The sequence below is a fragment of the Streptomyces sp. NPDC059874 genome (genome assembly GCF_042731135.1).
In the GTDB taxonomy this organism is placed as follows: Bacteria; Actinomycetota; Actinomycetes; order Streptomycetales; family Streptomycetaceae; genus Streptomyces.
The window spans coordinates 1-12,529 of record NZ_JBHWJY010000005.1; the positions used below are offsets into that span (position 1 = coordinate 1).

The window sequence follows — 12,529 nt, forward strand, 5'->3', positions numbered from 1 at the left end:
ACGTCCAGTACAAGGGCTTCCGCCCGGCACGCCGAGAGCACGCACCAGACGCCGCGGGGCCGCCCTTCGGGCGACGACGGGAATTTGACGACAGGCCCTAGCCCTCGATCCGGCGCAGCCGCTCCGCGTCGCACGTCCGGGGGCAAGTGGCGCAGGCCCGCGCCGAGTCCAGGGTGTAGTACATGCAGCAGCCGAGCCGGGTGCGGGTCGGGTGCAGGTGCCCCTCGCGGTCCGCGAGCCGCCTGAAGTCGGCGCCGCCGGGGAAGGGCGCTATGGCGGTCGGGAGCAGTTCGGTCGCCTCGCGCACCGCGTGATCCTCCTGACCCAGGGCGCGTCCGAGGTACCAGATCCCGGAGACGAGGTCGTCGGCGACCATGCCCCACAGGGCCCGGTCCCGGCGCCGGACCCGAGGCCCGATGGCGGCCAGCAGCGGCCGTACGTGGTCGGCGACGGCCGCGCGCAACTCGGCGCGCAGCGCCTCCTCGTCGGCCACCACCCGGGCGCCCGGCAGGTGCGCCGCGGGGTCGCCGGGCAGGCATGCGAATCCGGCCCCCGGAACGATCTCGAACGCGCCCGTGGAGAGGTCCACGCGCACCTCGCGCGGCCGGATGCGCGGTACCCGCCGCTCCAGGTACCAGGCGCCGCTCATCAGCAGGCTGACGGTCCAGAGGTAGTCGTGCAGCGCGCGCGACGCGGCGACGTCGGGGCGCGGATCGTGCCCGTGGCCGGCCCGAATGCGAGCGGCCTCGGCGGCCACGAAGGCGTCCAAGGCCCCCTGCGCCTCGGCTGGTTCCGTCCGCGCCGCCAGCTCCGCGCCGCTGACCCGGCGCCACGGCAGCGCGGTGGGCTGCGCCGAGGGCTGCGCGGAGGACCGGGCGGCGGGAGCCTCCACCCGGACGTCCAGTGCCTCGCAGATGGCCGCCAGGCGGCCGTAGGTCCGCGCGAGCGTGGCGGCGGCGTCCGGGGCGGGGCGCTGGGGAGACGTGAGGCGCGGGACCGTGGTCATCGGTTGTCGATCATGTGCGGCACGGAGACTCCGGTACGGGGGAGTAGGTAAGCCTTACCTTAACCCAATGATTTATGATCACGACTGTCACGTCACCCGTCGTGTCTCGAACCGGAGTTGAGACTAAGGGTTGGCTAACCTAAGCTGCTTTTGCCGGCGGGTTCGGAAAACCGTCGGCACCGAGGCGTGCCGGAAAGCAGTCACCCGCTCACCCCCCACAGCTCAGGATTCGGAAGGGGCCCAGCCCATGCGGTTGTACCTGCTCGCACTCAACCCGACCGACTCGGTCACCGACGGGTTCCTCCCCGCCGCGGCCCGACTCGGCCTCCAGATCACGGTCCTCACCGACCAGCCCGACGCGCACCGCCGATCGGCGCCGGACATCGAGGTCCTGGAGTGCGACGTACGCGACTTCCGCGCGGTCATCTCCCGGATATCGACCCACCACACGCCCGACGCGGTGTTCACCAACAGCGATCACCTCCAGACCCAGGCAGCCCTGGCCGCCGACTACTTCGGCCTCCCCGCCAAGGACTGGCGGGCGACGCTGCGCGTCAAGGACAAGGCCCAGATGCGCCGCCACCTGGCCGCGAGCGGACTCGACGCCGTGTGGTCGACGGAACTGGCCGCCGGTCAGGACCCGGCCGGTCTCGTCGCCCTCGACGTGCCCTACCCGTGCGTGGTCAAGCCCCGGGAGGGCGTGGCGAGCGAGGACGTGGTGCTGGTCGACGGGCCCGAGGAACTCGTCCTGCGCTGCAAGGAGATCCAGGAGCGGCGGCCGCAGGCCCCCCTGGTGGTCGAGGAATACCTGGCCGGCGACCTGTGCAGCCTGGAGACGCTCGGCGACGGGAACGTCCGCCACGTTCTGGGCGGGTTCCGCACCCGGCTGTCCGCGCCCCCGTACTTCATCGAGGAGCGCTGCACCTTCGTCGGCGCCCACCCCGAACCCGTGGTCGAGCAGATCCTCGCCCAGCTCGACGCCCTCGGCGTCGGATTCGGCATCTGCCACACCGAGTTCGTGGTGAAGGACGGCCGCGCCCGCATCATCGAGGTCAACTACCGGGCCATCGGGGACCAGGCCGACCTGATGCTCGCCCGGCTGCTGGACGTCCCGCTCTTCGAGCACGTCCTGCGCACGCACCTGGGAGAGCCGCTGCCCGCGGACCTGGGCGCGCGCACGGACGGCGCCGCCCTGCTCGAAAACCCCTGCGCCCAGATCTCCGGCACGCTCACGGCGGCGCCCGAGGCCGCCGACCTCGTCGTGGACGGGGTCGAACTGACGTACCGGCCGCTGCGCGCGGTGGGGGAGCGGCACGAGCTGTACCACACCAACCGCGACTTCATCGGCGCCCTGCGCGCGGTCGGCCGGAACACCGACCAGCAGACCGTCGAGCGCGTCGCCGCCGACTTCCTCGCGGCCCAGCGCTGGGAGATCACCCCGTGAGCACGACCACTTCGGCCACCGCCACCGCCACCGCCACCCACGCCGACGCCGCCGAAGCGGAGCTGCTGCTCCGTGTCCTCGGTGCGCTCCTGCGGGAGGACGTCGTCGGCCTGCGCACCCGCACATCCGCCGTCGACCGTGCCGACGGCCGCTGGCTGCGACTGCCGACGGACGACGGCGACGCCCTGCTCCTCCCGGTCGTCGAGGACGGCTACCAGAGCGTGTACGCCGCCCGGCTGCCGCTGCTCACCCGGGAGTCCGACGGCCGCGCACTGACCACCCACGACGAAGTCCTCGACGCCCTCGGCGCGCTCGCCGACCCCGTCGACCGCGGCGGCTTCGAAGCGTTCGCCGAGGAGTGCCGCCAGACCCTCGCCACCATGCGGCTGCACGCCGACACCGCGGACGAGGTCGCCGCCGCCCTTGCGTCCGAGCGTGGCGCCGACCCCGCCGACTGGACCGGCCTCGCGGGCGGGCTCGCGTACGACACCCTCGCCGCGCGCCTCGACCACCCGGTGTACCCCACCGCTCGCGGCCGCTCCGGCCTCGACGAGAACCAGTTGCGCGCCTACGCACCCGAGTTCCACCCGAGCTTCGCGCTGCGCTGGATCGCCGTGCCGCGCGAGGACCTCACCGTGGCCGGCGGCCCGGCCGCGCTCCCCGCCGCCTGGCCCACCCCGGCCGCGCTCGGCCTGCCCGGGCTCGACGCCACCCACCTGGCCCTCCCCGTGCACCCGCTCACCGTCGGCGCACCGCTGCGCGAGGCCCTGAGCGCCGCGGGCCTGGCCGACCGGGCCGTGCTCGCGGAGCGCCCGTACCTCGACGTGGTCCCGACGCTGTCCATGCGTACCGTGGCCGTCACCGAGGACCCCACGCTGCACATCAAGGTTCCGATGGCCACCGCCACCCTGGGGCTGCGCAACCGCAGGATCATCCGGCCCGGCTTCCTCGCCGACGGGGTCGCGGGCCAGCGCCTGCTGGAAACCGTCATCGCACGCGAACCGCGGTTCCAGGGCGTGATCCTGCACGCCGACGAGACCGTGTACGCCCACGCCGGCCACGAGCTCCTCGCCGCGCTCTGCCGCCGCTACCCGGCCGGCCTCGACGATGCCGTCGTCACCCCGCTCGCCGCGCTGCTCGCCGAAGCCCCCGGGGGCCGGCTGCTGATCGACCACCTGGCCGACCGGTTCTACGGCGGCGACCCGATCGCCCTGCTCGACGCCTACCTGCGGCTGCTCTTCGACTGGCAGACGACCCTGTTCGGCTACGGCATCGCCCTGGAGTCGCACCAGCAGAACATCTCCCTCGTCCTCGACCACGGGCCGGCCGGGGACACCCGCATGCGGCTGGTACTCAAGGACGACGACGGACCGCGCGTCCACGCGGCCCGCGTGCGCGCGACGCTCGGCGGCGACGCCCCGCTCGGCTTCGACGACGCCCGCGCCCTGTGCGACGACGACCGACCGCTCACCGACCTGTTCACCACGATCACCCTGCACCTGTGCGCGGGTTCGTACGCCTTCGGGCTGGCGCGGCACGGCCGCGCCGAGGCCGCCGCCCTGCTGGACCTCGTACGCGACCGGCTCGCCGAGGCGGTCGAACGGCTCGGCACCGGACCGGGAGAGCCCGGCGCCACGCTGCGCGCCCACGTCCTGGACGCCCCGCGGCTGCCCATCAAGGCGATGGTCAGCGCCGGAACCCTGCTCAGCAAGGAGCGCTCCGGCGCCGCCGACATCAACAAGCACTACACGACCGGCCCCAACTACCTGCTGCGGGCCGGTGGTTCGCAGTGAGCGCGAGCGCACCCCCGGAACGACGCGGAACCGCCTCCCAGGCGACCCAGGCTCCGGCCGCGACCCAGGCTCCGGCTCCGGCCGCGACTCCGGCTCCGGCCGCGACGCTCGGCCGCAAGCAGGTGCACGCCGTCGCCGGCTGCTACTTCGTGGCCTCCTTCGCCGCGCTCGGCCTGCCGCCCTTCCTCACCGAGATCCTCCCGGAACTCGGCGACCGCGACGCGAGCCTGGCCGGCGTGCTCTACATCGTCCCCACCGTCTTCGCCGCCGTCGGCGCCCCGCTGTGGGGGCGGCTCGCCGACCGCTTCGGCCGCAAACGACTGCTGCTGCGCGCCCAGTTGGGCCTGGCGGCGTCCTTCCTGCTGGCCGGCTGGGCCGACTCCATCGCCGCCTTCACCGTGGCGCTCGTGCTCCAGGGCATCCTCGGCGGCACCTTCGCGGCCTCCAACGGCTACCTCGGCGCCGCGCTGGAGGGCAAGGAGCTCTCCAAAGCCCTCACCCTGATGCAGGGCGCCGCCCGCGCCGCCCTGGTCTTCGCCCCGATCGTGGTGGGCGGCCTCTCGCCCTGGCTGTCCCCGCACCGCCAGTACGCCCTGCTCGCCGTGCTTCCCCTGACGGCCGCGGTACTGATCACCGCGCTGCCGGAATCCCGGGGCGTACGGAAGGAACCCCGCGGCCCGGCGACCGGCGACGCCGAGGCGGCCCCCGCCGCCCGGCACGAGGAAGCGGCCCCGGCGCAGGCGTCCCGCCGTGAACGCACCACCTCCCTGCACGGGCTGTACGCCCTGGAGTTCGCCTTCGTCTTCTCCACGGTGATCTCCTTCCCGTACCTGATCTCCCTCGTCGAGGACCGGATCCCGGGTACTTCCCCTGCGGTCTCCGGCGTCCTCTTCGCCCTGCCCCACCTGTGCTACCTCGTCGCCGCGATGTGGGTGCACTCGGCCTTCCACAGCAGACCCCGCCTCGGCGTGGCGCTCGGTTTCGCCTGCATAGCCCTCGGGCTGGCCGGGCACGGACTGGCCCACTCGCTCGCCACCCTGGCCGCCGTCCGGCTGCTGCTCGGCGCCGGTCTCACCCTCGGCCTCGTCTGCCTCTCCGTGATGGCCTCCGACTGTGCCAAGGGCCGCGCCCCCGGCGGGCTGTTCGGCTCGATCGAATTCTTCTCCAAGGCCGGCGCGGTCGTCGCCGGACTGGCCGCCGCCGCGGGCAACAGCCTGTACGGGCCCACCGCCCCCGTGCTGACCGGCACCGCCGTGGCACTGGTCACGGTCTTCGCGACAGCCCTCCCGGCCGTGAAACTCCGCTCCCCCCGCTCACTCCGCACCCGCTGGAGCCGCTGATGTCCCTCACCGACGCAATCGGTACCGCCGCCTCCGCCGCCACCCGCGCCGCGGTCTCCCCGGCCGCGCTGCCCACGGCCGACGACGCGGTCGCCCACACCCTGCTGAACTGCCTGCTGCGCGAGCTGTCCGGACCCGAACACCAGACCGCCGTGGCCGACGGCCACCTGCTGCTGTGGCTGCCCCGCCGCGGGGTGCTGCTGCGCGCCGCCCTGCGCCGTACGTCGCTGCTCGGCGCGCACCGGTTCACCGGTCCGGTGCGGGAGCGGCAGGAGGACGGCTGGGCCGAGGTCGGCTGGCGCCGCCTCGCCGAGTACGTGCAGGACGAGCTGACGCTGCGGACCGACGTACGCAACGAGGAGTTCCTGGAGCAGGTCGCCTCCAGCCACCAGGCGGTGTCCGCCGCGCTCGCCGTACGCGCCGAGCGCCCCGCCACGGACACCGCGGTCGGGGACGGCGACGGGCTCGCCGCCTACCTGGAGTCCGAGCAGTCCCTCGTCTACGGCCACCGCTTCCACCCCACCCCCAAGGCCCGCACCGGCGACACCGCCTCCTGGCTCGCGTACGCCCCCGAGACCGGCGCCTCCTTCCAGCTGCGCCACCTCGCCGTCCGTGAGCACCTCATCGCGCAGGAGACCGCCGCCGACGGAGCGGCGCAGCCCCTCGACCGGCTCCGCGCCGACGTGCCCGAGGGGTACCGGCTGCTGCCCGCGCACCCGTGGCAGTACGAGATGCTGCGCGAACACCCGCAGCTGCGCGCGGCGTTCGACCGCGGCGACATCCTGGACCTGGGCCTGGCCGGCAAGCCCTTCGCCGCCACCGCCTCGGTGCGCACGCTGTACGACGGCGCCACCTTCCTGAAGTTCAGCCTCAACATCCGCATCACCAACTGCCTGCGCAAGAACGCGAGTTACGAGCTCTCGGGCGCGGTCGCCCTGACCCGGCTGCTGGCCCCGGTCCTCGCCGACCTGGAGACGCGCTTCCCCGGCACCGCCATGCTCCGCGAGCCCGCCTACCGCAGCATCGCCCTGCCCGGCCCCGACGGCACCCCGGACCGCTCCGTCCTCGAAGGCTTCGGCGTGATCGTCCGCGAGGGGCTGCTCGCCCGGCTCATGCCGGGCACCACCCCGCTGCTCGCCGCGGCCGTCGCCGACGAGTACCCCACCGGCCCCGGGCACATCTCCCGCCTGCTCGCGGACACCTCCGCGCAGACCGCCCTCGACTGGTGGGCGGCGTACCTCAAGCTGCTCGTCCCGCCCGTCCTGGCCGCGTACTTCGACCACGGGCTCGTACTCGAACCGCACCTGCAGAACGTCGTGGTCTGCGTCGACGAGGAAGGCATGCCGGCCCAGGTCCTCTTCCGCGACCTGGAGGGCACCAAGCTCGTCCCCGAACAGCACGCGGACCTCCTCGCCTCCCTCCCGGCCGAGGTCGCCGACCCGATGACCTACGACGCCCAGCGCGGCTGGGACCGGGTCGTGTACTGCCTGCTGGTCAACCACATCGCCGAGGTGCTCGCCGCCCTCGCCGATCTGCACCCGCAGTCCGAGGCCGCCCTGTGGGCCCGGGTCCGCGCCACCCTCCAGACGTACGCCGACCGCAACGGGTGCCCGCCGCGGCTGGCCGCCCTGCTCGCCGGGGTGCCGCTGCCCGCCAAGGCCAACCTGCTCACCCGCTGGGAGCGCAAGGCCGACCGCGACGCCGGCTACGTCCGGCTCGCCTCCCCGCTCGCCGAGGACGTGCTGTCCCAGGTGCTGGGGGACCACGCCGACGACGCCCACGAGCGCGGCCTCGACCATGCACGCGAACGCGAACACGACACCCGGAGCGCCCGATGACCAACCCCACCCCCGCGGTGCACGACCGACTCGCCACGCTCACCGACACCGAACTTCCCGCCTACCTCTACGACATGACGGCACTGCGCGAGCACGCGGCCGCCGTCCGAGCCGCCCTCCCCGAGCGCGTCGAGCTGTACTACGCGGCCAAGGCCAACCCGGAGGCGGAGATCCTGGCCGCCCTCGGCCCGTACGTCGACGGCTACGAGGTCTCCTCCGGCGGCGAACTCGCCCACGTGGCCAAGGCCGTTCCGGGCCGCCCACTGGCCTTCAGCGGCCCCGGCAAGACCCCCGCCGAGCTCGCGCACGCCCTCGAACTGGGCGTGGAGCGCTTCCACGTCGAGAGCCTGCACGAACTCCACGTGCTGGCCGCCCTCGCCGCGCGCACCCCCTCCGACGCGGCCGGCGGCGCGCCCCGCCCCGGAGTCCTGCTCCGCTTCAACCTCCCCCTGGCCGCCGCCTCCCTGGAAGGCAGCTCGCTGGCCATGGGCGGCCGCCCGACCCCCTTCGGCCTCGACCCCGCCGAAGCCGACACGGCCGTCCGCCTGCTCACCGACGGCACCTATCCGCAGCTGCGGCTGCTCGGCGTGCACGCCCACCTGGCCAGCGGCCTCGACGCCCCGGAGCAGCTCGCGGTCGCCGAGTCGATCGTCACCTGGGCCGCGGACCTCGCCGGCCGCCACCGCGTCCGGATCGCCGAGGTCAACGTGGGCGGCGGCATGAGCGTCGACTACGCGGCCCCCGAGCGCCGCTTCGACTGGACGTCGTACGGCGCCGGCCTCGCCCGCCTCGCGGACGCCCACCCCGACCTCACGCTGAGGATCGAGCCGGGCCGGGCGCTCACCGCCTACTGCGGCTGGTACGCCACGGAGGTGCTGGACGTGAAGCGCAGCCACGGCGAGGAGTTCGCCGTGGTCCGCGGCGGCACCCACCACATGCGCACCCCGGCGACCAAGGGCCACGACCAGCCCTGCACCGTCGTCCCCGTCTCCGAGTGGCCGCACCCCTGGCCCCGCCCCGCGGCCGCCACGGAACGGGTCACCCTCACCGGCCAGCTCTGCACCCCGAAGGACCTGCTGTCCCGCGATGTCCCCGCCCCCGGACTGCGGGCCGGTGACCGCGTGGCCTTCGGCCTGGCGGGCGCCTACGCCTGGAACATCTCGCACCACGACTTCCTGATGCACCCGCGGCCCGGCTTCCACTTCCTGACCCCGGAGCCGACGGCGTAGGTCAAAAGGGCCTGGTCGGCAGGTACTTGCCGTCGAGGGTGATGACGGCGCGCTCGCCGCCCTCCGGGTCGGCGACCTTCTTCACGTCGAGCTTGAAGTTGATCGCGCTGATGATGCCGTCGCCGAACTGCTCGTGGACCAGGGCCTTGAGGGTCGTGCCGTAGACCTGGAGCATCTCGTGGAACCGGTAGACGGTCGGGTCGGTGGGAACGGCGCCGCCGAGGGAGCCGCGGGTCGGAATGGTCTGGAGCAGGAGCGCGGCGTCGGCGTCCAGGCCGAGGAGTTCGGCGACTGCCTTGGCGGCGGCCTCGGGCAGTGGGTGCTGGCCGAGGACGGCGGCGGTGACGAAGGCGACCGAGAGGCCCGCTTCATCGGCGATCCGCTGCCAGGACAGGTCCTTGCGGATCTTGGCCTCGACAGCCCGGGAGGCCAGGATCCGGCGGGCGGTGGGGTCGAACTGGGCGTGCGTCATGAGGGGATGTCCTTTGCTTTCCTTGAGGAGGGGGTCGAGGGGGTCGAGGGGGTCCGGGCCGGTCAGCCGGCCAGGGCGATGAACCGTTCGCCGGTGGCGTCGAGCATCTCGGCGGAGCCGGTGCCGATGTCGTAGACCCAGCCGTGGAGGGTCACCCTGTTGCGCGCCATGGCCTTGGCCACGGACGGGTGGGTCCTCAGGTTGGCCAGCTGGGCCACGACGTTGTCCCGTACGAGGGCGGTGACCCGATCCGCGCGGGTGAGCTCTCCGCCGGCGTCGGTGCGGGCCTTGGAGGCGTCGGCGTGGTGCAGCCAGCCGGCTACGGCGGGCAGACCGGTGAGATCGCCGTCGGAGGCGAGGGCGGTCATCGCACCGCAGGCCGAGTGCCCGCACACGATCACGTCCGAGACCCCGAGCGCGCTCACCGCGTACTCGACGCTCGCCGCGACACCGTCCGCACCCCGTGCGTACGGGGGCACGATGTTGCCCGCGGTGCGGATGACGAACAGCTCGCCCGGGTCGGTCTGGGTGATCAACTCCGGGACGACCCTGGCGTCCGAGCAGCCGATGAACAGGGCGGTCGGCCGATGCGTCGTGGCGAGCTTCTCGAAGAGCGCCGCCCGCGCCGGGAACACGTCCCGGCTGAACCGCTGAAAACCCTGCGCCATCACGTTCACGGGGGGTCACTCCTTCGTCGATCTCTCCGGCCGGCGGTGGTGCCTTCCGACGAGTTCAACGATGCATGACCTGCATCTATAGTGTCCAAGGCGCAGTACCCATGACTGTCATCGATGACGTCTATAGTCGTGGTCATGGCCCTGGAACTGCGTCACCTGCGCTATCTGCTCGCCGTCGCCGAGCACGCCAACTTCACTCGCGCCGCCGAAGACCTGCGGATCTCCCAGCCGACCCTGTCCCAGCAGATCAAACAGCTGGAGCGCACGGTGGGCGCACAGCTCTTCGACCGCACCGGACGGACCGTACGGCTCACCGACGCCGGAGAGGTCTACGCGCACCACGCCCGCCGCGCGCTGCGGGACCTGGGGGCGGCCGAACGCGCCGTCCTGGACGTGGCCGACCTCTCCCGTGGCCATCTGCGCCTCGCGCTCACCCCGACGTTCACGGCCTACCTCATCGGCCCCCTCGCCGCGGAGCTCCACTCCCGCCATCCGGGCATCACCCTGGACGTCAAGGAGATGGCGCAGGACCGCATCGAAGCCGGCTTGCTGGCCGACGAACTCGACCTGGGCATCGCCTTCCACGGCGCCCACCTGCCCGGCATCACGGCGACCGCCCTGTTCATCGAGACCCTGGGTCTCGTCGTGGGCGCCCACCTGCCCGGCGCCGGCCGGCAGGATCAGCCGCTGTCCGTCCAGGACCTGGCGGAACGTCAGCTGGCCCTGCTCAGTGGGGACTTCGCCACGCGCGGCCACATCGACGCGTACTTCGCCACCCATGAGGTGCGGCCGCGCATCGCCGTGGAGGCCAATTCCATCCAGGCCCTCGCCGAAGTCGTCCAGCGCACCTCACTGGCCACGGTCCTGCCGGACGCCATCACCCACGACCACCCCCACCTGGCCCCCGTCCCCCTGGAACCGGCCCTGCCCTCCCGCACCGTCACCCTCTTGTGCCGCGAGAACGCCTACCAAAGCGCCGCGGCCCGCGCCTTCACCCACCTCACCCGACAGCTCGTCCGCACCCGCGACTACACCCCCGCGTAGCCGCGGACCACCGCGGTCCCCTCCGTCAGGCGTGCTTCTTGGCGTCGATCTCGGCGATCAGGCCCTCGATGAGGCCCTTGATCTCGTCGCGGATGGGGCGGACGGCCTCGACGCCCTGGCCGGCCGGGTCCTCCAACTGCCAGTCGAGGTAGGTCTTGCCGGGGAAGTACGGGCAGGCGTCGCCGCAGCCCATGGTGATGATGTAGTCGGAGGCTCGGGCGGCCTCGGGGGTGAGGACCTTGGGCTTCTGGTCGGAGATGTCGATGCCCAGCTCGGCCATGGCGGCAACGGCGGAGGGGTTGATCCGGTCTCCGGGCACGGAACCGGCGGAGCGGACCTCGACACGGTCGCCGGCGAGGTGGCGCAGGAAACCGGCGGCCATCTGGGAGCGGCCCGCGTTGTGGATGCAGACGAACAGGACGGAGGCGGCTGGCGTGGAGGGCATCTGTTCTTCCTTGGGGTGGCTGATGTGAAAGTATCAGTACATGCTGACATCAGTCGACACTGAACTGATCCGAGTCCTGGCAGACCCCCTCAGGCTTCGGATCGTGACCCTGCTCTCCCGCGAAACGCTGTGCACCACGCACCTCGTGGAAGAGACCGGTGCCAAGCAGACCAACCTCTCCAACCACCTGAAGGTGCTCAGGGAGGCCGGGGTCGTGAAGACCGAGCCGTGCGGCCGCTTCACCTACTACAAGCTCCGCCCCGAAGCCATCGAGGCCATCGAGGCCATCGCCGGTCGGTTCGCCGACCTCGCTCGGACCGCGCGTGCCACGGCCGAAGCGAACGTCAAGCGGTCCTGCCCGTAGTCCTTTCCCCGGACTGCCGCGTTCCCGTACCAGTCATGTTCCCCGTACCTGCCCGAGGAGAACCGTTGTCCGTCACCGAGCCCGTCGCCGCCGTACCTCCGGCGGAGTCCGGCATGGCCGCCGACGCGCCCCAGCCACCGGCCGGTGCCACCCCGCGCCGCGCCCCGCTCGTCGCCCGCGCCGCCGCGGAACTCGTCGGCACGGCCGCGCTGGTCGCGGTCGTCGTCGGATCCGGCATCCAGGCGACGAGGCTCACCCAGGACGTGGCCCTGCAACTGCTGGCCAACTCCACCGCCACCGTCTTCGGCCTCGGGGTCCTGATCGTCCTCCTCGGCCCGGTGTCCGGAGCCCACTTCAACCCGGCGGTCAGCCTCGCCGAATGGTGGACCGGCCGTCGCGGCGGCGCCGGGGTCACCGCCCGCGAGCTGGCCGCGTACGTACCCGCCCAGACGGCCGGCGCCATCGCGGGCGCGATCCTGGCCGACGCGATGTTCGGCGAACCCCTGGTGCAGTGGTCCACCCACGACCGCTCCGCCGGGAACCTGCTGCTGGGCGAGGTCGTGGCCACGGCCGGGCTGATCATGCTGATCTTCGGGCTGGCCCGTACCGACCGCCTCCGCTTCGCACCCGTCGCGGTCGCCTCGTACATCGGCGCCGCGTACTGGTTCACCTCCTCCACCTCCTTCGCGAATCCGGCCGTCACGATCGGCCGCGCCTTCACGGACACGTTCGCGGGCATCGCCCCGGCCTCGGTCCCGGCGTTCGTCGGAGTGCAGCTCGTGGGCGCGGTGCTGGGCCTGGCCCTGGTCGCCGTCATCTTCATGCGCGGCACGACGGACGCCGCCGCGCCTGCCGCGTGACGCGGGTCGAGCGGCCG

General features: G+C 73.0%; 12 protein-coding genes. 8 read left to right on the plus strand and 4 right to left on the minus strand.

Features of this window, described 5'->3' with window-relative positions:
* Positions 1–97: 97 nt before the first annotated feature.
* Positions 98–1,006, minus strand: a complete 909-nt coding sequence (locus ACFV9H_RS04290) for a (2Fe-2S)-binding protein (RefSeq protein WP_385393101.1) — start codon at positions 1,004–1,006, stop codon at positions 98–100.
* A 247-nt stretch (positions 1,007–1,253) separates the two neighbouring features.
* Between ACFV9H_RS04290 and ACFV9H_RS04295 the strand changes: the two genes are divergently transcribed.
* The 5 genes from ACFV9H_RS04295 (at position 1,254) to ACFV9H_RS04315 (ending at position 8,650) form a co-directional block, all read left to right on the plus strand.
* Complete coding sequence (locus tag ACFV9H_RS04295; RefSeq protein WP_385393103.1) at positions 1,254–2,450, plus strand: acetyl-CoA carboxylase biotin carboxylase subunit family protein; 1,197 nt, start codon at positions 1,254–1,256, stop codon at positions 2,448–2,450.
* The gene (locus tag ACFV9H_RS04300; RefSeq protein ID WP_385393105.1) at positions 2,447–4,243 is read left to right on the plus strand and encodes an IucA/IucC family protein; all 1,797 of its coding nucleotides are present in this window, start codon (positions 2,447–2,449) and stop codon (positions 4,241–4,243) included. The genes ACFV9H_RS04295 and ACFV9H_RS04300 overlap by 4 nt, the downstream gene beginning before the upstream one ends.
* Before the next feature lie 122 nt (positions 4,244–4,365).
* Positions 4,366–5,583, plus strand: a complete 1,218-nt coding sequence (locus tag ACFV9H_RS04305) for an MFS transporter (RefSeq protein ID WP_385393502.1) — start codon at positions 4,366–4,368, stop codon at positions 5,581–5,583.
* A complete protein-coding gene (locus ACFV9H_RS04310; protein ID WP_385393107.1) occupies positions 5,583–7,421 on the plus strand; it encodes an IucA/IucC family protein in 1,839 nt (612 codons plus the stop codon). Before ACFV9H_RS04305 ends, ACFV9H_RS04310 begins: the two co-directional genes overlap by 1 nt.
* On the plus strand, positions 7,418–8,650 hold the full coding sequence (locus tag ACFV9H_RS04315; protein WP_385393110.1) for a type III PLP-dependent enzyme: 1,233 nt from the start codon (positions 7,418–7,420) through the stop codon (positions 8,648–8,650). The genes ACFV9H_RS04310 and ACFV9H_RS04315 overlap by 4 nt, the downstream gene beginning before the upstream one ends.
* Before the next feature lies 1 nt (position 8,651).
* On the opposite strand, the gene cynS is transcribed toward ACFV9H_RS04315, so the two are convergent.
* A complete protein-coding gene (cynS, locus tag ACFV9H_RS04320; RefSeq protein WP_385393113.1) occupies positions 8,652–9,122 on the minus strand; it encodes a cyanase in 471 nt (156 codons plus the stop codon).
* A gap of 62 nt (positions 9,123–9,184) precedes the next feature.
* Positions 9,185–9,790, minus strand: a complete 606-nt coding sequence (locus ACFV9H_RS04325; protein WP_385393504.1) for a carbonic anhydrase — start codon at positions 9,788–9,790, stop codon at positions 9,185–9,187.
* Positions 9,791–9,934: 144 nt separating this feature from the next.
* Between ACFV9H_RS04325 and cynR the strand changes: the two genes are divergently transcribed.
* A complete protein-coding gene (gene cynR / locus ACFV9H_RS04330) occupies positions 9,935–10,843 on the plus strand; it encodes a transcriptional regulator CynR (RefSeq protein ID WP_385393116.1) in 909 nt (302 codons plus the stop codon).
* A 25-nt stretch (positions 10,844–10,868) separates the two neighbouring features.
* Here the strand turns inward: cynR and ACFV9H_RS04335 are convergent, their stop codons facing one another.
* On the minus strand, positions 10,869–11,288 hold the full coding sequence (locus tag ACFV9H_RS04335) for an arsenate reductase ArsC (protein ID WP_385393119.1): 420 nt from the start codon (positions 11,286–11,288) through the stop codon (positions 10,869–10,871).
* Between the two features lie 40 nt (positions 11,289–11,328).
* Here ACFV9H_RS04335 and ACFV9H_RS04340 point away from each other — a divergent pair, with 40 nt between their 5' ends.
* Together ACFV9H_RS04340 and ACFV9H_RS04345 are read left to right on the plus strand one after the other, a co-directional pair.
* Positions 11,329–11,652, plus strand: coding sequence for an ArsR/SmtB family transcription factor (locus tag ACFV9H_RS04340; RefSeq protein ID WP_385393122.1), 324 nt, complete (start codon positions 11,329–11,331; stop codon positions 11,650–11,652).
* Positions 11,653–11,717: 65 nt separating this feature from the next.
* Complete coding sequence (locus ACFV9H_RS04345; RefSeq protein WP_385393124.1) at positions 11,718–12,512, plus strand: aquaporin; 795 nt, start codon at positions 11,718–11,720, stop codon at positions 12,510–12,512.
* Positions 12,513–12,529: the final 17 nt, after the last annotated feature.